This is a genomic window from Mesorhizobium sp. M1A.F.Ca.IN.022.06.1.1 (assembly GCF_003952605.1).
Taxonomy (GTDB): Bacteria; Pseudomonadota; Alphaproteobacteria; order Rhizobiales; family Rhizobiaceae; genus Mesorhizobium.
Genome location: NZ_CP034455.1, coordinates 5,072,966 through 5,094,659, shown reverse-complemented (window position 1 = coordinate 5,094,659; position 21,694 = coordinate 5,072,966). Strand labels below are relative to the sequence as shown.

26 protein-coding genes and 2 pseudogenes are annotated in these 21,694 nt (G+C 61.8%); 20 read left to right on the top strand and 8 right to left on the bottom strand.

Annotated elements, in window-relative coordinates; translation table 11 throughout:
* The first annotated feature begins 50 nt into the window (after positions 1-50).
* On the top strand, positions 51-353 hold the full coding sequence (locus EJ078_RS24300; RefSeq protein WP_066994825.1) for a DUF982 domain-containing protein: 303 nt from the start codon (positions 51-53) through the stop codon (positions 351-353).
* Between the two features lie 109 nt (positions 354-462).
* The gene (locus EJ078_RS24295) at positions 463-984 is read left to right on the top strand and encodes a ferritin-like domain-containing protein (RefSeq protein WP_066994822.1); all 522 of its coding nucleotides are present in this window, start codon (positions 463-465) and stop codon (positions 982-984) included.
* 16 nt (positions 985-1,000) lie between these two features.
* On the opposite strand, the gene EJ078_RS24290 is transcribed toward EJ078_RS24295, so the two are convergent.
* The gene (locus EJ078_RS24290) at positions 1,001-1,207 is read right to left on the bottom strand and encodes a hypothetical protein (RefSeq protein ID WP_127403362.1); all 207 of its coding nucleotides are present in this window, start codon (positions 1,205-1,207) and stop codon (positions 1,001-1,003) included.
* A gap of 66 nt (positions 1,208-1,273) precedes the next feature.
* Between EJ078_RS24290 and EJ078_RS24285 the strand changes: the two are divergent.
* A pseudogene (locus EJ078_RS24285) lies at positions 1,274-1,573 on the top strand (low affinity iron permease family protein); the annotation flags it as partial.
* Between the two features lie 149 nt (positions 1,574-1,722).
* Here EJ078_RS24285 and EJ078_RS24280 read toward each other — a convergent pair.
* Positions 1,723-1,962, bottom strand: a complete 240-nt coding sequence (locus tag EJ078_RS24280) for a hypothetical protein (protein WP_127403364.1) — start codon at positions 1,960-1,962, stop codon at positions 1,723-1,725.
* A gap of 366 nt (positions 1,963-2,328) precedes the next feature.
* On the opposite strand from EJ078_RS24280, the gene EJ078_RS24275 reads away from it, so the two are divergent.
* The 10 genes from EJ078_RS24275 (at position 2,329) to EJ078_RS24230 (ending at position 8,622) form a co-directional block, all read left to right on the top strand.
* A complete protein-coding gene (locus EJ078_RS24275; protein ID WP_127403365.1) occupies positions 2,329-2,646 on the top strand; it encodes a hypothetical protein in 318 nt (105 codons plus the stop codon).
* 113 nt (positions 2,647-2,759) lie between these two features.
* Complete coding sequence (locus EJ078_RS24270) at positions 2,760-3,014, top strand: hypothetical protein (RefSeq protein ID WP_127403366.1); 255 nt, start codon at positions 2,760-2,762, stop codon at positions 3,012-3,014.
* An 89-nt stretch (positions 3,015-3,103) separates the two neighbouring features.
* Positions 3,104-4,078 carry an alpha/beta hydrolase gene (locus EJ078_RS24265; RefSeq protein WP_127403367.1) on the top strand — a complete coding sequence of 325 codons (975 nt, stop codon included), beginning with the start codon at positions 3,104-3,106 and terminating at the stop codon, positions 4,076-4,078.
* A gap of 117 nt (positions 4,079-4,195) precedes the next feature.
* Positions 4,196-4,627: a hypothetical protein gene (locus EJ078_RS24260; protein ID WP_127403368.1), complete on the top strand. Its 432-nt coding sequence runs from the start codon at positions 4,196-4,198 to the stop codon at positions 4,625-4,627.
* On the top strand, positions 4,624-5,844 hold the full coding sequence (locus EJ078_RS24255; RefSeq protein ID WP_208720884.1) for a divalent metal cation transporter: 1,221 nt from the start codon (positions 4,624-4,626) through the stop codon (positions 5,842-5,844). Before EJ078_RS24260 ends, EJ078_RS24255 begins: the two co-directional genes overlap by 4 nt.
* Positions 5,844-6,203 carry a hypothetical protein gene (locus EJ078_RS24250; protein WP_127216704.1) on the top strand — a complete coding sequence of 120 codons (360 nt, stop codon included), beginning with the start codon at positions 5,844-5,846 and terminating at the stop codon, positions 6,201-6,203. Before EJ078_RS24255 ends, EJ078_RS24250 begins: the two co-directional genes overlap by 1 nt.
* 2 nt (positions 6,204-6,205) lie before the next feature.
* Positions 6,206-6,535, top strand: coding sequence for a hypothetical protein (locus tag EJ078_RS24245; protein WP_066994801.1), 330 nt, complete (start codon positions 6,206-6,208; stop codon positions 6,533-6,535).
* Positions 6,501-7,337 carry a hypothetical protein gene (locus EJ078_RS24240; RefSeq protein WP_245457169.1) on the top strand — a complete coding sequence of 279 codons (837 nt, stop codon included), beginning with the start codon at positions 6,501-6,503 and terminating at the stop codon, positions 7,335-7,337. Before EJ078_RS24245 ends, EJ078_RS24240 begins: the two co-directional genes overlap by 35 nt.
* Complete coding sequence (locus EJ078_RS24235; RefSeq protein ID WP_127323778.1) at positions 7,334-7,726, top strand: phage holin family protein; 393 nt, start codon at positions 7,334-7,336, stop codon at positions 7,724-7,726. The genes EJ078_RS24240 and EJ078_RS24235 overlap by 4 nt, the downstream gene beginning before the upstream one ends.
* Positions 7,723-8,622, top strand: coding sequence for a DUF3618 domain-containing protein (locus EJ078_RS24230; protein WP_127403370.1), 900 nt, complete (start codon positions 7,723-7,725; stop codon positions 8,620-8,622). Before EJ078_RS24235 ends, EJ078_RS24230 begins: the two co-directional genes overlap by 4 nt.
* A 158-nt stretch (positions 8,623-8,780) precedes the next feature.
* Here the strand turns inward: EJ078_RS24230 and EJ078_RS24225 are convergent, their stop codons facing one another.
* Both EJ078_RS24225 and EJ078_RS24220 read right to left on the bottom strand, forming a co-directional pair.
* Positions 8,781-9,755, bottom strand: a complete 975-nt coding sequence (locus EJ078_RS24225; RefSeq protein WP_127216271.1) for a nucleoside hydrolase — start codon at positions 9,753-9,755, stop codon at positions 8,781-8,783.
* 252 nt (positions 9,756-10,007) lie between these two features.
* A pseudogene (locus tag EJ078_RS24220) lies at positions 10,008-10,640 on the bottom strand (hypothetical protein).
* Between the two features lie 181 nt (positions 10,641-10,821).
* On the opposite strand from EJ078_RS24220, the gene EJ078_RS24215 reads away from it, so the two are divergent.
* From EJ078_RS24215 to EJ078_RS24195, 5 genes are all read left to right on the top strand, one after another.
* Complete coding sequence (locus EJ078_RS24215; RefSeq protein ID WP_095827618.1) at positions 10,822-11,394, top strand: DUF1003 domain-containing protein; 573 nt, start codon at positions 10,822-10,824, stop codon at positions 11,392-11,394.
* Between the two features lie 160 nt (positions 11,395-11,554).
* Entirely contained in the window at positions 11,555-11,983 is a 429-nt protein-coding gene (locus EJ078_RS24210) for a hypothetical protein (RefSeq protein ID WP_127216270.1), read from the top strand.
* A gap of 51 nt (positions 11,984-12,034) precedes the next feature.
* A complete protein-coding gene (gene dctP, locus EJ078_RS24205) occupies positions 12,035-13,153 on the top strand; it encodes a TRAP transporter substrate-binding protein DctP (RefSeq protein ID WP_067320507.1) in 1,119 nt (372 codons plus the stop codon).
* A gap of 60 nt (positions 13,154-13,213) precedes the next feature.
* Positions 13,214-14,314 (top strand): TRAP transporter small permease subunit, encoded by a 1,101-nt coding sequence (locus tag EJ078_RS24200; protein WP_127216269.1) that lies wholly within the window; start codon positions 13,214-13,216, stop codon positions 14,312-14,314.
* A gap of 42 nt (positions 14,315-14,356) precedes the next feature.
* Complete coding sequence (locus EJ078_RS24195; RefSeq protein WP_245458924.1) at positions 14,357-15,688, top strand: TRAP transporter large permease subunit; 1,332 nt, start codon at positions 14,357-14,359, stop codon at positions 15,686-15,688.
* Positions 15,689-16,061: 373 nt separating this feature from the next.
* Here the strand turns inward: EJ078_RS24195 and EJ078_RS24190 are convergent, their stop codons facing one another.
* Both EJ078_RS24190 and EJ078_RS24185 read right to left on the bottom strand, forming a co-directional pair.
* Positions 16,062-17,006 (bottom strand): hypothetical protein, encoded by a 945-nt coding sequence (locus EJ078_RS24190; RefSeq protein ID WP_127216268.1) that lies wholly within the window; start codon positions 17,004-17,006, stop codon positions 16,062-16,064.
* A gap of 104 nt (positions 17,007-17,110) precedes the next feature.
* Positions 17,111-17,785 (bottom strand): hypothetical protein, encoded by a 675-nt coding sequence (locus EJ078_RS24185; protein ID WP_127216267.1) that lies wholly within the window; start codon positions 17,783-17,785, stop codon positions 17,111-17,113.
* Here EJ078_RS24185 and EJ078_RS24180 point away from each other — a divergent pair.
* Positions 17,758-18,276, top strand: a complete 519-nt coding sequence (locus EJ078_RS24180) for a MarR family transcriptional regulator (protein WP_127216266.1) — start codon at positions 17,758-17,760, stop codon at positions 18,274-18,276. The two genes, EJ078_RS24185 and EJ078_RS24180, sit on opposite strands and share 28 nt — an antisense overlap.
* 180 nt (positions 18,277-18,456) lie before the next feature.
* Here the strand turns inward: EJ078_RS24180 and EJ078_RS24175 are convergent, their stop codons facing one another.
* Positions 18,457-19,122 carry an aldolase gene (locus EJ078_RS24175; RefSeq protein WP_127216265.1) on the bottom strand — a complete coding sequence of 222 codons (666 nt, stop codon included), beginning with the start codon at positions 19,120-19,122 and terminating at the stop codon, positions 18,457-18,459.
* On the bottom strand, positions 19,119-20,132 hold the full coding sequence (locus EJ078_RS24170) for a LacI family DNA-binding transcriptional regulator (protein WP_245322509.1): 1,014 nt from the start codon (positions 20,130-20,132) through the stop codon (positions 19,119-19,121). Before EJ078_RS24170 ends, EJ078_RS24175 begins: the two co-directional genes overlap by 4 nt.
* 220 nt (positions 20,133-20,352) lie before the next feature.
* Here EJ078_RS24170 and EJ078_RS24165 point away from each other — a divergent pair, with 220 nt between their 5' ends.
* Complete coding sequence (locus tag EJ078_RS24165) at positions 20,353-21,666, top strand: MFS transporter (RefSeq protein WP_067320488.1); 1,314 nt, start codon at positions 20,353-20,355, stop codon at positions 21,664-21,666.
* Positions 21,667-21,694 lie beyond the last annotated feature (28 nt).

The window sequence follows — 21,694 nt, the reverse complement described above, 5'->3', positions numbered from 1 at the left end:
CGTCCGGCCCGCCCGGCCTGTGTGCGAATGGCTAGGACGGTGAAAGAGCCTTGAGCAGATTCCTGCCCCTCACCATCCACTTCGTCAACGGCGGCACGATGATGGTGTCGTCGATCGCTGACGCCAAGAAGGCGCTTGGCCGGAAATGGAAGAGCAAGGACTCACCAGCCTATCGCAAGGCGGTTCGGCTTGTGGAAGACGCGACCAACGGGATTTGCCGGCCGGCGATCGCCTTTGCCGCCTTCAAGAAGGCGGCCGCCGAGCAGGGTCTGCTGGAGCATGCGGGTCCCAGTGCAGCGCTCAGCATGCTCGACCAACTTTCGTCCCGCAACGGCAAGGGCACGCCGAAGTAACGCTCGCGCACCTCGGCTCGTCGTCCCAGCTTCAAAAGATATTTCGCGGGAACATCGGTCGATCCCACCGGTTTTGTTTGGTCAAGAAAGTCGAACGAAGGAGACGTCGATGGCAAAGAAAAGTTCGTCCGGCGCGGCGAACGGCTTGGAAAGCCTGTTCGTGGATGGCCTGAAAGACCTTTATTATGCAGAGAAAAAGATCCTGAAGACGCTGCCTAAGATGGCCAAGGCGGCGCAGTCACAGGAAGTGGGCGCGGCCTTCGAAAAGCATCGCACCGAGACTGAAGCTCAGGTCGACCGGCTCGAGCAGGTTTTCGAAATGCTGGGCAAGCCGGCGCGCGGCAAGACGTGTCCCGCGATCGATGGCATCATTGAAGAGGGTTCGGAGATCCTCGAGGAATACAAGGACGAGCCGGCGCTCGACGCGGGCCTTGTGGCTGCCGCCCAGGCGGTCGAGCATTATGAAATAGCGCGCTACGGCACGCTGATTGCCTGGGCGGAGCAACTGGGCCTGAAAGACGCCCTCCCCTTGCTGCGCGACACCCTCAAGGAAGAATCCGCTACCGACGAGACACTTAGCAAGCTCGGCGAAAGCGGTGCGAACAAGCGGGCCATGCAGGCGGCCGCGTAAGGCGCCCGATAAACGCTTATTCGCATGCCAAAAGTCGACTTGGCGACGCGGCCCCGGTCTCTTTGACCGGGGCCGCGATTACGGGGCCCGCCTCCTCGCGAAACGCTGCAAGTTTATTCAGCGGAGCGGTCGCCTTCTTGGCGTCGCGCCCGCCTTCAGTTGATTTCTTGCCGGTGCCCAGCGCCAAGGACAGGATAAACGGCTGCATTTCGGTGCAGTTCATCCGGCACAATATCCTCAGGCTGGCTTGGCGGGAAATTTCGTCAGGGTGAAAGTCCGGAGTTCAACATTGGAAAAAGCATTCAATCGGCTCGCGGAGAATGTCGCCCATGCCGCGGGCCGTGCATGGGCCTTCGTCTTGTGCGTGGTTTCGGTGGTCCTCTGGGCCATTGCCGGCCCGGCCTTTCATTATTCCGAGACTTGGCAGCTGATCATCAACACCGCGACGACGATCGTTACTTTCCTGATGGTTTTCCTGATTCAAAATACGCAGAATCGCGACGGCGTGGCCATTCAGGCGAAGCTCGATGAGCTCATTCGCTCAGGCCGCGCAAAAAACGACTTCATCGGCATCGAGCATCTCACGGAAGCGTAGGCCCAAGAATTCAGAACCAGGTGTGCCCAAACCAAGACCGCCAGCAAGGGGACGATCGCATCTTACGCCGAAAGCCGCCCTGCCTAAAACATGTCTTCCGAAAGTGGAATCCGGCTTCGGGACCAAGACATGCGTGACGCGCTTTAGTCGCCACGATGCTTGTGGCCGCTTTCCTGATTCTTGCCGCGAAGGATGTTGCGATCATCGGGGTCGACGAGGTCGGGCGTGTCGCTCCTGAGGTCCGAACCTTTCCGCCGCGCTTCGCGCTCCGCGGCTGGCTGCTTCAGCTCCGTCTTGGCGTCGAATTCCTTGGGCGCGTTCTTCGTGTTCTCACGTTCTTCCAGGATGCGCATTTGCTGGTCATGGGTTCTGCGTCCGCTCATCGGTTCCTCCTGTTCTTTCGTCGGTAACGGCAGTTGGACTCGATCGTTCCGAACATGCGCAAGGCGTTTCGGGTGCCTGAAAGTCAGGGCGCCAGATGACCTAATCACGCGGGAAATCGAAACCGACTGCGAGGTGTCGAGGAGGTGATCCGGTCGATCGAGGAACGCTGCTGAGGAGCCGCCATTCCTGCGCTAAGCGTTCCAGATCGACTGGAGGGCGCAGCTTCCCGTCGGGCCGTGGATGAGCGATCCCGTCTGCCGCGAAGATCCTCGTTGTAACCGCTCAGACGAAAGACGCGGCAACGCAAGCTCCGCCAGAGGAACATTGGCAGACGGCGGCCGTTCTCAGCTCGAAGGAGGCGGCTCATGAGTGCAACCAAGGAGTTCTTTCGAAGCTGGCTCGAGGAGAACGTCGGGAACTTGCCTGCCGACACGCAAGTCAGCGTTCCGGTGCTTGTGCGACAGTTCGAGCAGGACGCCGACGCCGCGGGCTACGGGCACGAGGTTCGCGAGGAGGAAATCGGCAATATCGAAGATGCAATCGAACGGGCGCTCGACATGACCGCCGAGCAGGAGGACCCGACAGAATCAAATCCGCGGAAAGAGACCTCGCTTGCCCCGGTCATTGAAGCTCTCGATGAGTCGGAACCGGCACAGGCGGAAGACCATGAGGATCGGGACTGACCAACTGCCGCACGGGATGGCCGGAACAAAGAGACAGCTCGCCTGTTGGGCTGCTTCTGAACAGATCGGCACGTGATCCGCCGACGTGGCAGGCCAGATAGGTAAGTAAGCCAATGACGAAGCATTCTGCAAAGGACGATCCGTCCAAACTGGGATCGGACAGTGACCAGGCGAGCGAGCAAGGCACAAAGCGAACAGATAAGCGTCTGCCGCAGGAAGATCCTGTCGAGGGCGCGCGTGACACGGTGGAACGCGAGCTTGAACGGCAAGATCGACCGGTCGACGCTGAGGGAAGAGAGCGCGAACGCAGGGCTCTCCAGGAACAGGTCGATGAGGAGACGAAGCTGCCTCAGAAGGGCTCGGCCTGAAAGCTCCTTCTTTGGAAGCCAGCGCCTGGGTACATCCGCCGCTTCTCTCAACAGCGGCTTGTGCCATCGCTCCGTAGCAGCACGGGATCATGCCTGACATCGCCACGTTCAACGACGTGGTCCTCCTCCTTGCCGCGGCAGCGGCCGGGCTTGCCCTCTACAATGGCCTGCGAGCGCGGCGGGCGTTACGCGGCCGACGTTTTGGACGCTTCGTCGAAGTCGACGGAGCGCGGCTGCACCTGATCGAGGATGGCCAGGGCATGCCGCTGTTGTTGCTGCATGGCAACGGCTCTTCGGCCGAGGATTTCACGACAAGCGGCATCGTCGACAAAGCGGCCGCAGACTATCGTGTTCTGGCTTTCGACAGACCAGGCTTCGGCAGGAGCTCGCGCCCGATCGGCAGGATCTGGTCGGCCGCCGCGCAGGCCGATCTGATCGATGCCGCGGCCGCGAAACTCGGAATTGGACGCTATATTGTTGTTGGCCACTCTTGGGGTGCCGCGGTTGCGCTCGAGATGGCGCGACGGCGCCCTGGGCGCGTTGCCGGGGTCGTGCTTGTCTCCGGCTACCACTATCCATCGCCAAGGTTCGAACTCGCCTTGTCGGGGTTGCCGATCTTGCCTTTGATCGGAACGGCCTTCCGCCACACCTTGCTGCCGCCGCTGGTCAGGCTTGGCTGGGCTTGGTCAATGCGAAAGATATTTGGCCCGGCGGCGATCTCGGCGGCATTCACCGCAACGACGAGGGAGTTGGCGAGCCGCCCCTCGCAACTGCGGTCGATCGCGGCGGAGTCCTTCCTGATGTGGATCGCAGCGGCGTTTGTGACGCCTCGGCACAACGACATTTCTGTTCCTGTTGGGATAATCGCCGGCGCCGGCGATCAGCTTTTCGACGCGCCGGCCGAGGCGTTTCGGCTGCACGCGGATCTCGCAAACTCGGTAGTCGATATCGTCCCCGATGCCGGGCATATGGTGCACCTGAGAGCCCCGCAGGCGGTGCTCGCCATGATCGACAAGATCGCTGCCCTTTCGACCACCGAGGAGGCGCAACTGAGCGACCGATAAGCGGCCGGTGCCGGAGCCCGCCAACGGAGAGTCCCATGCAACCGGCCTACGGCGGGGAACCTTCCGATCCACGCCGCTTTATCTCCATGTTCGAAGCAGCAGCAGTGAGAGGAAGCATTGCGCAGCATTGCTCGGCGAAAACTGCCTTCACTGCAGGTGCTTGCACTGACACTTGCTTCCTGCTCCTCGTCTGAAACCGTCGAACAGCAATCGAAGCGTGCCGCCTCGACCGCGCAGGCGGCGGTGCTGGTCACCGATGCCTGGCTCTCCGGCGCCGCGCCGTCCCACTACGCGTCCTCTGCCCTACAATCCTTCGCCGAGACACTCGCCGATGCCGGCCGGCAAGTCGAATCGGCCTCCCCGTCCGATCCTGCAAAGCGAGACACGCTGAAGGCGGCGGTCAGCCGGCTGTCAACCGCGGCAAGCGGGGCCGAGAGCGCGGTCGAGGCCGGACAGCAGGCGCAGGCCAGCCGGGCACGCAACGAGCTTCGCGCCGCGCAGGCGGATCTCGCCACGGCCTATCGCGGCTATTTCGCGCCGCAACGATGAAGAAGCTGCTGGAAATTTCGCTTGGCGTCGTGACCAGCGTTGGTGGCTTCCTCGAGGTCGGTTCGATGGCGACGGCGGCGCAGGCAGGCGCCCTGTTCGGCTTCCAACTCATCTGGGCGATCGTGCTCGGCACTATCTGCATCATTTTCTTGGTCGAGATGGCCGGTCGCTTCGCCGCCGTGAGCCACCACACCATCGCCGACGGCATCCGCGAACGCTTCGGCTTCAATGCTTTCCTTTGGCCGCTGCTTGCAGTCCTTCTGGTCAATTTCCTGGTCCTCTCCGCAGAAATAGGCGGGGTTGCCATCGCTGCCGAGTTTGCCACCGGGATCAGCTTTCAATGGTGGGCATTGCCAGCGGCTTTCCTCGCGTGGCTGCTGCTGTGGAAAGGCACGTTCGGCCTCATCGAGAAAGGCGTATCGATTCTTGGCTTGATCACGCTCTGCTTCGTCGTCGCAGCGGTGATGCTGAAGCCCGAATGGAAACAGGTGGCTGCCGGTGCCGTGCCCAGCCTGCCACAACACGATACGGCGAACTACTGGTTCATGGCCGTCAGCATCCTCGGCGCTTCCATCTCGCCCTACCTTTTCATGTTCTATTCCTCGGGCGCGGTCGAGGATCAATGGGACAAGAGCTATCTCGGCACCAATCGGGCGATTGCCGGTCTCGGCATGAGCTTCGGAGGAACGATCTCCGTGGCCGTGCTGATCGTGGCCGCGTTTGTGCTCGGCGCCCATGGCGTGAACCATGTGGACGACTACAACCAGCTCCCGCTGATGCTGATCTCGGTGTTCGGCTTCTGGGGCTTCGTCCTTTTCGTCGCATCGCTCGGCATCGCCTGTTTCGGAGCCGCTCTGGAAGTGGCGCTGCAGCAGGCTTATCTCGTCGCGCAAGGGTTCGGCTGGACCTGGGGCGAGGATCTCAAGCCGCGCGACGATCCCGGCTTCAGTCTCGTCTACACGCTCACGCTTTTTCTTGCAGCCGTTCCGATAGCGCTTGGTCTCGACCCGCTGAGGCTCACCATCTTCTCAATGGCGTTGACCGCCGCCAGTCTGCCGCTGACGGTCGTGCCGTTCCTCTTCCTGCTGAATGACGAGCGCTATGTCGGCCAGCACCGCAACGGCGTCATCTCTAATGCCGCCGTGATCTTCGCCATCGCGCTCGGCTTCGTGCTGGCGGTGGTGACTATTCCCCTGCAGATATTCGGAGGCACCTGATGCAGCTGCTGCGCGATATCCTGGACAAGCAGGTCGTCGACCGCGAGCAGGTCAAGATCGGCAAGGTGGATGGACTGGTCGCCGAGCTGAGGCAGGGCAAGCCGCCGAGGGTGGTTGCGGTCGAGCTTGGCGCGATTGCGCTGACCCGACGGCTTGGCGCTCGGCCTGGGCGATTAACGGCGCGGCTGGCCGCAAGGCTGAGCGGGAAGCAGCAGGCACGGCCGCATCGCATCGCCTGGACCAAGGTGCGCGACATCGGCGTCGACATCGAATTCGATATCGACGTGCGCAGGACCAAGATCTTGGCCTGGCAGAGCTGGCTGCGCGATCGCATCGTCGGCCGAATCCCGGGAGCCTGAGGATGGCAAATGTGAATCTCGAGCATCTGGCTGGCCGGCGCGTTCTCACGCAGGGCGGCAGGAGCATCGGCCATATCGAGGAGGTCATCGCTGAGCAGGACGGCGACGACCTCGTCGTCACCGAATTCCATGTCGGCATCTTCGCAGCTTTTGAACGCCTGTCGGCCTCGGCCATCGGCACCGCATTGCTCGACTTTTTCGCGCTGCGCCGCCGCGAGGGCCTCTACCGCATACCTTGGGACAAGCTCGATATCTCCGATCCGGCGCAGCCGCGGCTGCTCTGTTCGGATGACGAGCTTGCCGGCTTCGGAGGCGCCGATCGGGGTAAGTAGCTACTTACAAAAAATCCTGGTCACGGAAGGGAACATCGCGGCGGGCGCGAAGTTGGAACAGGCAAGGAGGAGCCTGCGCCATGAACAGTGTCATCTATCTTATCGGTCTCATCGTGGTTGTGCTCGCGATACTCTCCTTTCTCGGCTTTCATTAGGAGGCGTCATGCAGCGCGAAAATAATCAGGGCCGCGAGCCGGCCGACTTCGCCAAGGCGAAGAACGAAGTTTCCGATCGAGTTAAGAAAGAAACCCAAAGCGCCGGCGAAGCGCTCCACGATGCCCGCGACGAGGTCGCTCGCAGGGCAGTCGACTATGCGTCGGAAGCACAGGAGGTCCTGTCGGAGAGGGCCGAGGAAACGCAGCGCGACATCGGATCGAGCCTGGCGGCATTCGGCGGCGCTCTGCGTGCGGCAAGCGACCATCTGGCAAACAGCGACCAGAGCTCGGCGTCGAATTTCATGCGGGATGCGGCAGGCGGACTGGAGAGGCTGTCCTCCTCGTTGAAGCAGAAGCCCTTCGGCGAGGTGCTTGGGGAAATTCAGAACTTCGGCCGCCAAAATCCCGGCACTCTGATCGCTGGTTCGGTGCTGGCGGGACTGGCGCTCGGACGGTTCATAAAGGCTTCTCCCCCGGAAACACGCCGCGCGGGGCAGAGCGCAGCGACGCCACGGAAGACTGGGAAGACTGGTAGGGAAACGAGCAGGCAGACTGGTGCGCAGGCGAGCGAGCCATGGGATGACGCGACGACCAATTGGGGCGTCGACGGCGGCGCTCCCAGGAAGGCAGCGGAGCTAAAGAAATGAACACTCAAGACAACCAAAGCCTCGGCACTCTGGTCGCCGACCTGGCACAGCAGGTGAGCACGCTGGTGCAAACGGAGGCCAGACTCCTGCGGGCGGAGCTATCCGAGAGCGTGACTAAAGCGGAGGCCGGCGCCGTCGGGGTTCTGGGCGGCGCGGTGTGTCTCCTCGCCGCGCTGATGGTGCTGCTGCAAGCGCTCGTCATTGCCCTGACCCGCCTCGGCCTTGGCGCCGGCTGGTCCGCCTTGCTCGTAGGAGTGGTCGTTGCCGTGCTGGGTGTCATCCTCTTGCGCACCGGCATGGCAAGCATGTCGCCCTCCGAGCTGGCGCCGGATCGTACGCAGGAGCAACTGAAGCGTGACGCGAACGTAATCAAGGAACAAGCGAGATGAGCGACAAATCCGCAGCCGAACTCGAACGCGAAGCCGAGGCCACGCGAGCAAGGGTGGTGGCGACCGCCGAATCCATTCGAGGCAAGATGACGCCCGGCCAGCTCTTCGATGAGTTCACCGGTATTTTCAGCGGCGGTGCAGGCTCCGATATGCTCCACAACCTGAAGGCTCAGGTGCGAGACAATCCTCTGCCATTGACCGTAATCGGCGCCGGTCTGGCCTGGCTGATGCTGGGCAGCGGCGCTTCCGCCGCAACCGCCGCGCCCGGCTACGCGACCCGTCGCGGTTCCGACCGCCATGACGGCACATCTACGGCTGGAACCGGAGCCATGACTTCGGACACCTATGCCTCTGTCGGCGACATGGCCAGCGGTGCGGCCGGCACCGTCTCGGGAATGGCCAGCAGTGCGGCCGGTACCATGTCTGACATGGCCAGCAGCGCAGCCGGTAGCGTATCTGACATGGCAAGCGGCGCGGCGGAGACGCTGACGAACTCGGCGACAGCCACCGCCGACATGGCGACGAGGGCCACTCGTTCCGCGCAGCAGTTGATGGAGGATCAGCCTCTGGCAGTTGCTGCTGTCGGTCTCGCGATCGGAGCGGCGATCGGCGCGATGCTGCCCCACACGCAACTCGAAGACGAGCAGCTCGGCGGCTATCGCGAACAGCTTCGCGAAAGGGCCGAGGACGCGCTCGAGAAGGGCGTCGACCAGGTGAAGCAGGTTGCAGCCGAAGCCTACCAGGCGGCCAGCGACGAAGCAGGACGGCAGGCGTCGAGCGAAGGTACGCTCGCTGACAAGGTCAGCGATGTCGTCAAGTCCGCCGCCGACAAAGCCGATGAGGCGGTGCACCGGAGGCTGTCCGATACCGAACCGTCGACAACGAACAAGTCCTGATCTGAACAGACCGGATCGATTTGCAAGAATCGCCTTCGAGGAACATTCGCGTCGGGCCTGGTGAACCATTCGAGCCCGACCTGTTGGATGGCTGCGGGTAGAAGCCGCGCCACAGGCTCGGCCGCGCTATCGCGGCTCTCTCGCCGGAGGGAGCCTTTTTAGCTTTTTGGGGATGGCTCCGCGAAACTTCCCCTGCAGACAGCGTAAATCCTCGCCAAGATTCCTGCAGCATCGCCACCAACGCACACCGATTGGACTGGACGCTGATCCCATTCGTTCGGTGAGTAACTGGCGGCGCCCAGTCTCTGCACGGTCATACCTGCCGCCGGGCCGTCCTCCAGCACGATGATCGAACCGGATCGGGTGGCGAATAAGTGCGGGTCGGTCAGGTAGACCGCGGCGCTGCAGTCGTGCACAAGCATACCCGCTTCGCCCCATTGCAGGTAGAAGTCGATGTAGCCTTGCGACAGTGCGGCTACCATCTGCATGGCGGCATCGGCACCTTCCGAGGCCGCGGCGAGATCCTGTCGCGTCATCACCGTTCGATTTGTGAGATTGAGCGGAACCGCGGTCACTTTCCACGAGGCTGCAAACACTCGATCGGCTGCCTTCGGATCTGCGTAGATATTGGCCTCGGCAACGGGCGACACATTGCCAGGGACTTCGAACGCGCCACCCATGACGACGACGTCCTGCACCAGATCTGCTATCGCCGGATCGGCCTCCAATGCCCGCGCCAAGTTGGTCAGGCCTCCGACAGCAAGCAACCGTACCTGACGCGGATTCTGCCGGACGGTATCGACGATGAATCGCGCGGCAGTGTCCTTCTCCTCCCGCGCCTCCTGGGCAATAGGATAATCCCCCAGCCCGTTCGCGCCATGAACATGGACAGGATAGGGGTGCGGCGCGCCGGACCAGTTTAGCGGAACGGGAGCACCGGCGTGAACGGGCGCTTTGATTCCCCAAGCCTCGGCGAGGAACCTGGCATTGCGCGTTGTAACCGATATCGATGCGTTGCCGAAGACGGTCGTGATGCCGAGCAGTTCGATGTTCGGATGACGGTGCAGGTAAAGCAGCGCAAGGGCATCGTCTACGCCAGGATCGGTATCGAAAAGAATTCTCTGCTTTGTCATGTCTCTATGGTCACGCTCTTTCCCACACTGCCGCCAATTATCTTTGCCAGCCTTCGAGACGCGCGGCTGACAGAATCGTGGCTCCAAGTGTCACCACCGAAGAGTATCGTGAATATGTCGCCGGGTGACGCGCTTGGCGCGTTTCTCGTCGGCGCGCCGGTCTCTCGCCGCCCGGTGGGGACCGCGAGGCCGACATCGCTGTCCTCAAAGGGCGCTGCGGTCCGCCCAAACGATGACACGGCGCTCCCTACCTCAGCGGAGGAGCCCGTTGCGCTCGAAGTCTTCCCAGCCGCGCAGGTTGGAGTGGACTGCCTCGCTTTGGCTGTCGTCGGTTGCGGCCGCGCCGCGGCTCTTTTGCGAGCGCTTGAGCGCCGCCTTTGCAGCGGCTCGGCGTCGGTTCTCGGCGGCTCTCGCAGCGTCTTCCTCGCGCCAGACCGCTACAAGGTCACGGTCGAGCACATCCTCGATCAGGCGCGGATCAAAAACGTGGAAGGTGATTTTCCTCGCGCGTCCACGCAGTTTCACCGTCCGCGTCCCGGCGCTCTGCAAGCGGCCGGCCTTGAGCCAGCGGTGACGCTCGCCCGCCGAGATCGTCAGAATGTCCTCGACCTCGCGAGGCATGACGGGCAGGTCTTCGATGTCCTGCATGGCTTTGGACACGATCGCCGATGCGGCCTCAACATTGGCATGGGAGCCCTACGGCAGACGCAAGGTAAGAACCCGGGACTCGCTATGGAGCAGGCTTCTCAAGTCCGTCGGAAGGCGAGCGCGCATTTCAAGAAAAATGCCCCTCGCCCGCACCGACGATCCAAGCGTCGCCGCCGGGGATAGCGGCCACTCTGCAACCAGCCGTGCAGTCGAATCGATTTTTCTGCTCGCGGGCATCCCCTTAAGTAGGAGTCCTGCCCTGCGAACTCAACGCGAAGCGAGCCTGCACCGGTCTGCAGCAACCGCTGTTGCATCGGGCAGGATCGCCGGACAGACGCTCGTTCGGCACTCTGGACAGCGGTGAAATGGAGCGAATTGCCAAATAGCGAGTTAGGCTGCCTACACGGGAGAGACAACAATGAATCCCAAAGCCGCTCCAGAGGATCAGGGCTACGCCACTCCGACCACGCCGGCAGCGGAAGGGCTCGCCCCTGCCCTGGCGCGGAACATCGAGGCACTGGTCGAGAGGCGGAAGCGCGATGCCAAGGCAGCATCGCTGGAGCAGCGCGCGGCGGCGGCAATCAGCAGGTTTGCCGGCAGCATGATGTTCGTCTACATCCACCTCGTCTTCTTTGGCGCCTGGATCGGCCTAAATTTCGGGATCGTGAACTTTATCAAACCCTGGGATCCTTCTCTGGTTATTCTGGCCATGTTCGCCTCGGTCGAGGCGATCTTTCTCTCAACGTTCGTACTGATCAACCAGAACCGCATGGCCGCCCAGGATGATGCGCGGGCAGACCTCGATCTGCAGGTGAGCCTGCTCAACGAGCATGAGACGACCAAGCTCATCAAACTGGTCGAGGAGATCGCGAAGCGCCTGGATGTTCCGACGGAAGCAGACAATGAGTTGAAGGAGCTGAAGCGCGACGTGGCGCCTGAAGCGGTCTTGGACAAGATTAAGGAGGCAACGGGTCAAGCGACGGTCGACTGACCGATCCGTATCCACCGGACGCCAGCAGAAGCTGCTGATCTTGAGGCCTGTCGCGCACTCCATGCTCCCGCCGGGCGCCGCCATCATCCCGCCTGCGCAAATAGCTGGGAGACGCCCGAACGCCATTTGCCAGAGCTGGTTTATACCGCATGGGGAAGTCATGGCGGACGCGCTCGGACTGAGTGTGCCCCCATCTCAATCGCGCAATTCAGCATTGCGTGTCGAACAGCTCATCACCAGCAACTCGCGCGTCCTACATCTGACTGACCTCGCGGGCCTGCAAGGACTCGCTCAGTACGAGCCGATGGCTCTTACCCCAATCCCAATTCTGAAGCATCAGATCGACGCCCCGAGCGCGTCATTGGGCGTGACTCACCAATGGATTTATTACAGCCGCACAGGCATACTATGGATCGGGCGCGCAGTGGTTGAAAATGATTGCGCCGCGTTATGTTATTTACAGGCTGCGCCGGTCCCTGTCGCTATCGTTTGTGGCGTTGGCATCCGGCTGGAAACGACTGCGAAAAAGGAGGCAGCTCTGGTCCCACAAGAACGGGACATCCTTTGCGTCATTGATTTTGCGATTTGAGACCGGCGACGGGCCCATCATTTGCCCGCTTGCCGAACAGGGAGGAAAGCAATGGACGGAGAATCGCGTTCCCAATCAAGGCGAAAGTTTCTGAAGACGAGTGGACTTGTCGCTGGGCTAACGGCGACGGCGGTCACCGCGCCCTGGGTTCGAAGGGCCGGAGCCGCAGACGCAATCACCTGGAAAATCCAAACCTCGTGGCCGGCGGGTGTCGGACTTGAAACCTTCCAAAACTGGTGTGGCACCATCAAGGAAAAAACCGGAGGCCAACTCGAATTTCAGCCGTTCAAGGCAAAGGATATCGTTGGTGACTTCGAACTCCTCGACGGGGTGAAGAACGGCGTTCTGGAAGCGATGAACTCGTTTTCACTTTATTGGGCCGGCAAGCTTCCCGCTACGGCGTTCCTGTCCTCTTACACGTTGGGGCTACGCTATCCGCACGAATGGGATATCTTTTTCTATTCAAAAGGTGGTCTGCAGGCCGCGCGCGACCTTTATGCGAAACAAGGCCTTTACTACGTCAACCGCATTCATCACGGCCCGAACATCATCCACTCAAAGACACCGATCCGCTCAATCGAGGATTTTAGGGATCTGAAACTGCGCGTACCGGGCGGCATGATCGCCGAAACCTTTGCGAAAGCCGGTGCCAAGACGACGTTGCTGCCGGGCGGCGAGGTGTTCTCCGCGCTGGAAAAGGGCACGATCGATGCCGCCGACTACACCGGTCCGGCCGTAAACTGGGCCCTCGGTTTCCAGCAGGTGACCAAGTACATTTCCATGGGTCCAGCCGGTCTGATGTCCGTATACCAGCCCGTCGACCTGATGGACTTTGCCGTCAACATGAATGTCTGGAACCAACTCCCGGACAACCTCAAGAAGTTCGTGGAAGACGAGATCCAAGTCTATTCCAATGCCCATTTCGGCTCGATCCAGAAGGCCGACATGGAGGCTTGGCAAAAATTCCTTGATGCCGGCATTGAAATCAATCGGCTTGGACCGGAGGACCTCCAGAAGTTCCAGGAAATCGCGGTGCCCATCTGGTTCGAGTGGGCCAACAAGGACAAGGACGCAGCGCGCATCTTCAAGTTGCAGCTCGAGGTCATGGAGAACCCGACAGTCGGTTATGTCACTCCGGACATGTACCAGGGGCTGACCATCAACCTGTGAACCCTCTTTTCGCCCGTCCTGAGCCGGACGGGCGCTCGCTCCTGCAGCAGGCGTTCGCCGATGCCTTCCCTAACATTTGTGCTGCCGCACTGGCTCTACTGGTTAACCCTCGCGGTCTTTCCGCTGGCCGCGGTTCATTTTGTCCATCGAGAACGGGCACAGCGTGATCCCGGCCGTCCAAACCTGTTTCTTGCCTATCTGTTCCTGGTCACAGCCGGCTTCCTCGGCATGCACCGCTTCTATCTGAAGAGCAGGTGGGGATTCATTTTTATCCCGTTCTTCATCGCGGTACTTTGGACAAGCACCCAGGTGCGCGATGGACGCGAGGCAGTTTCACTCGCGCGATCCCAGAGCGAGCACGCCGAGAGACTGTTGCCGCGTGCCAAGGCAGATACGGCAGCCAACAAGCAGGGGGCTGCCGATCGACTTGCAAAAGCTGAGGCTGAGGCCGCGGCGGCGCGCAACAATCTGACGGCGGCCGTTCACGGGCTCGAGTGGGACAGCAGCATCAGCCGGATTGCGGGACTTCTGCTCGGTCTCATTATTGTCGGCGACGCCCTTCTCATACCCGGTCTTGTGCGGCGCGCCCGCGCCCGTGAGACTGGGCGCGCCGCAACCCACCATAAGATCGTCGTCGATGTGCCCGCGACGCCCGTCAAACAGCCTCTTGCGCCATTTAGGCCGGTCGACTGGCTTGTAAGAGTGACAGGCGAGTTCGTCGCCTATTGGTCGGTCCTCGCGGTCATGGCGTACTATTACGAGGTGGTCGCCCGCTTCGTTTTCAACTCCCCGACCAACTGGGTGCACGAGAGCATGTTTCTGATGTTCGGTATGCAATACATGCTGGCTGGGGCCTATGCCTATCGCGATGAGACCCATGTCAGGGTCGACATCGTGTACAGCCACCTCTCCGAACGTGGCCGGGCGATCTGCGATATCATCACCTCGGCATTATTTTTCCTGTTCGTGGGTACAATGCTCGTTGCCGGCTGGCGTTTTGCCAGCGACGCGATGGCGGTGGGCGAGAGTTCTTTCACCGAGTGGGGTATTCAATATTGGCCGGTGAAGCTGGCGATTCCTGTTGGCGCCGCGCTGCTGCTGCTTCAAGGCGTGTCTCGCCTGATGCGTGACATCGCGACCGCAACAAGAAGGCTCCGCTAAGCCATGGGTCTCGAGCTTCCAATCCTGTGGCTGAGCATCCTCATGTTCGGCGGACTGGGCGTTCTTTTATTGCTCGGGCTGCCAATGGCCTTCTGCACGGGCAGCCTCGCCGTTCTCTTCCTCTTCTTATTCGGTAATGCGGCCATGCTGAACATGCTGCCGTCGCGGATTTTTCCCTTCATGACGGATTATCAGCTCTCGGCGGTGCCGCTTTTTATCTTCATGGCCGCGATCCTTCAGAAAGCGGGGATCATCGAGGAGCTGTTTGACGTCGTCTATAAATGGCTGGGTGGGCTGAAAGGCGGACTTGCCTCGGCCACCATAATCTCGTGCACCCTGCTCGCAGCAATGGTTGGGGTCGTCGGTGCGACGGAAGTGACAATGGGCATGATCGCTCTGCCAGCGATGCTCCGCCGCAACTACGACGCAAAGCTCGCCTGCGGTTCGCTGCTCGCCGGAGGAACGCTTGGCATCCTCATACCGCCTTCGGTGATGGCGATCGTCTACGCCGTCGTCGCGCAACAGTCGTTAGGCGAGCTTTTGATCGGGTCGGTATTCCCAGGGCTGCTGCTGTCTGGGATGTATGTCGTCTATGTCACGGCGCGCTGCTACATCAACCCCAAGCTCGGCCCGGCTTTGCCGCCGAGCGAGCGCATCGGCTTTGGGGAGAAGCTGAGGCTTCTGCGCCGCACGTTCATGCCCATTCTGCTCATCCTGCTTGTGCTCGGAGTCATCTTCCTTGGCATAGCAACGCCTGTTGAAGCCGCCGGCATCGGCACATTCGGTGCTTTCATCGTCTGCGCCGCCCATCGCCGCCTGACTTGGGACACGATCCGGGAAGCCGGCGTGGCGACCCTCAAGGCGACTGCGATGGTGATGTGGATATTCTTCGGAGCCACCATGTTCGTCGGCTTCTTCATCCTGAAGGGCGGGCAGAGCTTCGTCGCCGAATCCATTCTCGGAACTGGATTCGCGCCTTACGGCATTCTTGTTCTGATGATGATCATCCTGTTCGTCCTGGGCATGTTTCTGGACTGGGTGGGCATTCTCCTTCTCACCGTACCGATATTTCTGCCCATCCTTAAGTCCCTCGAATTCGGCGGTACGTTCGGCTTAGCCGGTGTGGCTCCTGAAGACGTGCCGCTGTGGTATGGCGTCATTTTCATGGTCAACATGCAGATGGCGTTCCTGAGCCCACCGTTCGGCTATTCACTGTTTTACTTGAAGAGTGTCGCGCCACCGGAGATATCGATGGCGACGATCTTCCGATCCGCTGTTCCCTTCTTATGCCTGCAGGCGATCGGAGTAGGGTTGTGCATCGTGTTCCCCTCGATCGTCATTTGGCTGCCGAAGCTCATGTACGGAGGCGGTTGACCGCACACGTCTTTGGCGGTTCGACGCCGACTCAACAATCGAAGGTTCAGCGCTTCAGAGGCGCCGCTCGCCTGCAGAAGCTGCTGATCTTGAGGCCTGTCCGCGCACTCCATGCTCCTGCCGGGCGCCATCATCCCGCCCACGCAAATAGCTGGGAGACGAGACATCCCGCTTTGGATTGCGTATCTTGACGTTCAGCTTTTCCTGGGCCTGCCGTCTGGTCGACTTGGTGTTTGGACAAACTGAAGAGCGACAGAGTTGTACGGCCCCAATGTATGGGTGGTCAGCGGGGACTTCGCCGGCTTCGTGTCCTCACCTGCAACGCAAAGCAGTTTAGCATCCGAGGATAGCGCTATGTCGATCGGCACGGGGGTCAGGTTGGCCGCCAGCACGCGGATCGTGTTGCCGCGACGAAAGGCAATTGCTGCCACGCCTGGCCAATCACTCGAAATCCCATAGCGTTCGACGCCGGCGGCCTCAGCGATTTGGGCATGGACGGCTTGCAAGGTCGTCGGGAGCCGTCCTCGTTCAAGAGACCGAAGGGGCCAGTCGGTGCTGCCAATATCAACCGCGCAGCGGCTGTCTCAGCGGCCCGGGCCGCGACGCCGACGGCAAAGGCGGCACCGAACAATGCCCGCTGACGCGGGTCGGTGCCGGCGGCGGGAACCCGGTTATTTCCGGGATTGGCTGCGACCGCCTCCCCATAGGGATTGTGCCGCAAGCCGATCGTGCAAGGCCCAAGCCAGATCGGCTTTCCGGGACACAATTGCCGTGCCGTCTCCATGACTGCAGGATAAACGGTCAGGGTTTCCATGACCGACTGCTCATCGGCGGCATGCACGATGGCGCTGTTGCCGAAGAAGACGAAATCCGCATTGCCGGTCGGCGGGTTGCGGTTGAATTCGGTGAATAGGGAGGGCGTACCAGCCCCAATCGGGCAAGCGCGACCGACAGCCCGCAATGCCTGCACGATCTCGTCAATCGGTCGCTCACCGTTAGGCAAATGGTTCGAGGGGCGTGTCTTGAATTCGCGCCGTGGTGAAACCAGAATGGCGCTCGGTTCAACGCCTGCCAAGCGAACCATAGCTGCAAGGGCCTGGGCCTCGGCCCCAGATTGGATCGCATCAAAGATCGCCTCGACCGCCAGCCGGGCGCCAAGCGCGCTCGCAAGCTCGGCTGCCTTTTCCAGCACGCGCCGATCACCCCCGCGCGCGCTGTCGAAGCGCAGTATGATCTCCGGCACCGGGCCAAGCGAAGCCGCGCCGGCGACGGCTGCCGGCAGTTGGTCGGGATCGACGAACAGCGCTATCGACGGCATCCGCCCGGCAGGCCCGCCAAGGGTCAGGGTTGCTGGACTGCGGATAGCCGGTCCAGGCGCCGATGTCTCGGCGCGCACGGAAACCGTGACGCGCTGTATGTCCTTTACACCTTTGCGAGCGGCCGCACATACGTCTTGAACGACGCGTCCGTCCAGTTGCGCTGGTCCTCCATCTCGAAGGCATCGCCTTCCATGGCGACGGCGCAGACCAGGCCGGGTGCTGGCTCGTGCGTCAGCGCTGAAATGTCGAAGGCAGGCTGGTCCGGGCTGATCAATTTGGGAAATGTCGTCTCCTCGATGCTTCCGTCGCTATGCCGGATGGTCAGCCTTTTGCCCGCCGCCTCTGAAGGATGAAGCACCACGAAACCGATGCGGTTGGTGGGGAAATCGGTGAGCGCCACGCCATCCGCTTGCAAGGTCAGCTCGCCCGACGCGTCGCCACGAATCTTCATGCGATAGGCGAAACGTCCCTGCGGGCCGGCGCAGAGTCCGTCATAGCGAAGCTCGAACGACGTGCCGTCCTCGGAAATTCGCATGTTGGAAAGCTCGGCCTTGTAAGTCCCCCAGGACGCATCGCGCGCGAGATAGTTGATCGCCCGAACCACCTCCACGCCGGCAAAACAGATCGTCCGCAGATTGCCGTCCTCGAGAACGGCGGTCAGCGGTCCGGCGGCAAGAAGCCTCCGTTGCGGAAGCGGCTCGTCGGTGCCGTAAAGCGCAAGGAGATCTTGAAGTCTGTAAACTGCGCCCCATGGAAACCGATCCGGACTCGTCCGCACGCAAAGCTCCCCCGGCTGTTCGCTGGGCGGACCTGGCCGACCTCATCCTCATCATTGCCCGTGAGATTCAGTTTCGCGGTTACAGGGACGAGAAAGCGCTGTCGATGTCGCAATCGGAGGGCATGGTGATGCGCCACCTGGTTGCGCACGCTTCCGCAACGCCCAGCCAGATCGCGACGGCGACCGGGCTGCAGCGCACCAATGTTTCCACCGTGCTGCGCGACCTGGAAGGCAAGGGGCTGATCGAGCGCCATGTCGACCCGCAAGATCGCCGGGGCGTCAGCGTCCATCGCACCCGGCGGGGAGCCCACAATTACGCCCTGGTGCGCAAGGAGTGGGCAACTGCCGTATCCGAGGCCGCCGGCGGCGACACACGCAAGCTCAATGCCGCGCTTGAGCTTCTCAGATCCATCGAAGCCGGCCTGACCGCAACGCGACCGATAGACAGCGACGGTCCGGGGCGACTGTCCGCCCGCCGCCGGAACGGCTAGTGCCGAACAGCGCGAGAGAGAAGCAATCTCGACCGCAACTCGGTAGCAGCCAGCCCTGTATCTCGTAAGGCTGCGGGCCGTCAGGACATCTTCAACAAGCGCACGCCCATAGCAACATGCTCAGGTAATACCCCCAACCTATGCAATCCAGGAGCGCCTCACGAAGGTCGAAATCGGGTCTCAGTGGTCGTGCGCACCATGCTCCTGCAGCGAGAGCCCAAAAGTCCGCACCAGGTCGCTGACCTGCTCCGGTGACAGGTAGCGGGGGTTGAGGCCGCGCAGAAGCAGATAGAGCTTTGCCGTTTCCTCCAGCTCTTCGGTAGCGAATACCGCTGCCTCGAGCGTCTCGCCCGCGACGACGGGACCATGGTTGGCGAGCAGCACCGAAGAGTAGCGTCCGGCGAGCCCTTTGATTGCATCAGCTACCGCAGGGTCTCCGGGACGGAAATATGGCACCAAAGCCGTCTGTCCGGCGCGCATGAGATAGTACGGCGTCATTGGCGGCAGGACCGACTTGGGATCGATCTCGGGAAGCATGGTGACGGCCACCGCATGGGTTGAGTGCATGTGCACAATCGCACGCGCTGCTGCCCGCGTCTCGTAGAGGGCGGTATGCAGGGGGATTTCCTTGGTCGGCGCATCGCCCGCGACGAGCCGCCCTTGCGCATCGAGCCTGGCAAGGCGAGCCGGATCGAGAAAGCCCAGCGATGCGTTGGTCGGCGTCACAAGCCAGCCGCCGTCATCGAGCCGCAGACTGATATTGCCCGATGATCCCGGTGTCAGCCCGCGCTCGAATAGGGAACGGCCGAAGCGGCATATCTCTTCGCGAAGTTTGGCCTCGCTCATGTTGTGGCTCCCTCGATCAGTTCGAACCCGAGATCGATCTTCGTCGGCGGCCCGTCGGAGCAGACCAGCCGGGCGCCGGTCTCTCCGACCGCGACGCGTGGCGTCCGGATGGTGGAAAGCGGTTGCGGCGCCGCGCGGGCGACGTCCAGGCCGTTATAGCCGAAAATCGCCAACCGGCCGGGGATGGCGATGCCGCGGGCAAGGCAATGGAAATAACCGCCAATCGCCATGTCGTCGTTAGAGAAATAGACGGCATCGAGATTGGGGGCGCGCCCGAGCAGCCGGCCGAGACCCTCGCGCCCGGCCTCGATCGACGAAGATGAGGGAATGATTTCTTCCGCGGCGACTTCAAGGCCTGCCTCTGCGAGCGCCGAGCGAAATCCGGCGAAGCGTTTGGCGGCGCGCAGATCGCGGCTGAGATCGTGGCCCACATAGCCGATGCGCCGATAGCCGCGCGAGACCAGATGACGCGCGCTCGCGCCTCCCGCCTCGCGGTTGGAATAACCGACGACGATGTCGATGCCATCGCCATCGGAATCGAGCAGTTCGGCGACCCTGATGCGGGCGTGCCTGAGCATGGCCACGGTACGCTCGGTGTGTTCGAGCCCGGCCACCATCATGCCCGCCGGACGCCAGCTAAGCAGCGACTCGACGAGGGTTTCCTCGCGGCCCTGTTCGTAGTCCGTCACCGCGACGACAGGTTGGAACCCGGCGCCCACCAGCACCGTGTTGGCGCCGCGCAGCATGTCCGGAAAGACGATGTTGCTGAGCGACGGTATCACGATCCCGACCAGCTTGGAGCCGGTCGAGGCCAGCGTGCCGGCGATGCGGTTCGGCACATAGCCGAGGCTTCTCGCGGCATTGAGGACGCTCTCGCGTGTCTTGGCCGAAAATGAACCGTGCCCGCGCAACACGCGCGAGGCGGTGCTCTCGCCGACGCCGGCCGCGCGTGCGACATCGGTAAGGGTCGTCGTCCCCGTCGGCGTGCCGTCGGCCAGCTCGTCGGCCACTTTCGATCTCCCCGCTGGAGCGCGACGTCGCACTCGACCGTCCTCGCTTCCGTCCATCTCTTTTGCCATGTCGCGGCAACCTTTTCAAACAATTGTTGGCAGCGCTGCCACTTTTTCGTTGGCAGCGCTGCCAATCCATGTTATCCGGTTACGCAAGCGCTGCCAAAACCGCCACCGGCGGGGCGCGCTGACACCCCATTCACAGTCAAGGGAGGAACCAATGACCGTGCTTACACCTGCGCTACCGGCGCAAGCCGTAGCTGAAATCGAAACGAGGAGGACCGCCTACAGCAAGGTCTTCTGGCGCATCGTGCCGTTCCTGATGCTGTGCTACGTCGTTGCCTATCTCGACCGCGTCAACATCGGCTTCGCCAAGCTGCAAATGTCGGCCGACCTCGGCTTCAGCGAGACCGTCTACGGCCTCGGCGCCGGCATCTTCTTCATCGGCTATTTCCTGTTCGAGGTGCCAAGCAACGTCATTCTTCACAAGGTCGGCGCGCGCATGTGGATCGCGCGCATCATGATCACCTGGGGTTTGATCTCAGCTGGCTTCATGTTCGTCACGTCCGCGCCGACATTCTACCTGTTGCGCTTTCTGCTGGGCGTCGCCGAAGCCGGGTTCTACCCGGGGATCATCCTTTTCCTCACCTACTGGTATCCCTCGCATCGCCGGGCCAAGATCATCGCGGTGTTCATGTCCGCGATCCCGGTCTCAGGCATATTGGGCAATCCTCTTTCCGGCTGGATCATGGATTCGTTCGATGGCGCCCACGGCCTCGCCGGATGGCAATGGATGTTTCTTATCGAGGCGGTTCCAGCCGTCCTTCTCGGCATCGCTGTCTTGTTCTTCCTCGACAACGGCATTCGTCAGGCCAAGTGGCTGAGCGAAACGGAAAAGCAGGCCCTGGAAGAGGAGATCGCACGCGAGGAGCGTCACAAGGAGAGTGGGCATTCGGTAGCCGGTATCTTCCGCGATCGCCGAGTTTGGCTGATGTGCCTGATCTACTTCACCTTCGTGATGGGCCAGTACGGGCTGACCTTCTGGATGCCGACCCTGGTCAAGGCGACCGGCATCACCGGAAACTTCAATATCGGACTGATCAGCGCGATCCCCTTCATCTGTGCCGTCGTGGTCATGAATCTGTTCGGCCGCAGCGCTGACAGGCATCGCGAGCGCCGTTGGCACCTGGTCGTTCCGGCACTGCTCGGGGCCGTCGGTTTCGTCGTCGCGGCCGCCAGCTCGAATCTGACGATCGCCATCGCCTTCCTGTCGGTTGCAGCGGCCGGAGCGATCACCTGTGCGCCGCTGTTCTGGTCGCTGCCGACGTCATTTCTCGCCGGGACAGGTGCCGCGGCAGGCATTGCGCTCATCAATTCGGTCGGCAATCTGGCCGGCTTTGTTAGCCCGTATCTCGTCGGCTACCTGAAGGATTTGACCGGCGCAACGCAGGTCGGCATGTATGCGCTCGCCGCAATCCTGGTGCTCGGCGCGGTCCTGGTGCTGACGACGCCACCCAAGCTGGTCAATCGCTAAACCGGATTGCGTTTCGAATAAGGATCTC

Coding starts and splice junctions, on each gene's coding strand:
- EJ078_RS24295 (WP_066994822.1), top strand. CDS start 463: ATGGCAAAGAAAAGTTCGTCCGGCGCGGCGAACGGCTTGGAAAGCCTG.
- EJ078_RS24290 (WP_127403362.1), bottom strand. CDS start 1,207: ATGAACTGCACCGAAATGCAGCCGTTTATCCTGTCCTTGGCGCTGGGC.
- EJ078_RS24280 (WP_127403364.1), bottom strand. CDS start 1,962: ATGAGCGGACGCAGAACCCATGACCAGCAAATGCGCATCCTGGAAGAA.
- EJ078_RS24275 (WP_127403365.1), top strand. CDS start 2,329: ATGAGTGCAACCAAGGAGTTCTTTCGAAGCTGGCTCGAGGAGAACGTC.
- EJ078_RS24270 (WP_127403366.1), top strand. CDS start 2,760: ATGACGAAGCATTCTGCAAAGGACGATCCGTCCAAACTGGGATCGGAC.
- EJ078_RS24265 (WP_127403367.1), top strand. CDS start 3,104: ATGCCTGACATCGCCACGTTCAACGACGTGGTCCTCCTCCTTGCCGCG.
- EJ078_RS24255 (WP_208720884.1), top strand. CDS start 4,624: ATGAAGAAGCTGCTGGAAATTTCGCTTGGCGTCGTGACCAGCGTTGGT.
- EJ078_RS24250 (WP_127216704.1), top strand. CDS start 5,844: ATGCAGCTGCTGCGCGATATCCTGGACAAGCAGGTCGTCGACCGCGAG.
- EJ078_RS24245 (WP_066994801.1), top strand. CDS start 6,206: ATGGCAAATGTGAATCTCGAGCATCTGGCTGGCCGGCGCGTTCTCACG.
- EJ078_RS24235 (WP_127323778.1), top strand. CDS start 7,334: ATGAACACTCAAGACAACCAAAGCCTCGGCACTCTGGTCGCCGACCTG.
- EJ078_RS24230 (WP_127403370.1), top strand. CDS start 7,723: ATGAGCGACAAATCCGCAGCCGAACTCGAACGCGAAGCCGAGGCCACG.
- EJ078_RS24225 (WP_127216271.1), bottom strand. CDS start 9,755: ATGACAAAGCAGAGAATTCTTTTCGATACCGATCCTGGCGTAGACGAT.
- EJ078_RS24215 (WP_095827618.1), top strand. CDS start 10,822: ATGAATCCCAAAGCCGCTCCAGAGGATCAGGGCTACGCCACTCCGACC.
- EJ078_RS24210 (WP_127216270.1), top strand. CDS start 11,555: ATGGCGGACGCGCTCGGACTGAGTGTGCCCCCATCTCAATCGCGCAAT.
- dctP (WP_067320507.1), top strand. CDS start 12,035: ATGGACGGAGAATCGCGTTCCCAATCAAGGCGAAAGTTTCTGAAGACG.
- EJ078_RS24200 (WP_127216269.1), top strand. CDS start 13,214: ATGCCTTCCCTAACATTTGTGCTGCCGCACTGGCTCTACTGGTTAACC.
- EJ078_RS24195 (WP_245458924.1), top strand. CDS start 14,357: ATGTTCGGCGGACTGGGCGTTCTTTTATTGCTCGGGCTGCCAATGGCC.
- EJ078_RS24190 (WP_127216268.1), bottom strand. CDS start 17,006: ATGCCGTCGATAGCGCTGTTCGTCGATCCCGACCAACTGCCGGCAGCC.
- EJ078_RS24180 (WP_127216266.1), top strand. CDS start 17,758: ATGGAAACCGATCCGGACTCGTCCGCACGCAAAGCTCCCCCGGCTGTT.
- EJ078_RS24175 (WP_127216265.1), bottom strand. CDS start 19,122: ATGAGCGAGGCCAAACTTCGCGAAGAGATATGCCGCTTCGGCCGTTCC.
- EJ078_RS24165 (WP_067320488.1), top strand. CDS start 20,353: ATGACCGTGCTTACACCTGCGCTACCGGCGCAAGCCGTAGCTGAAATC.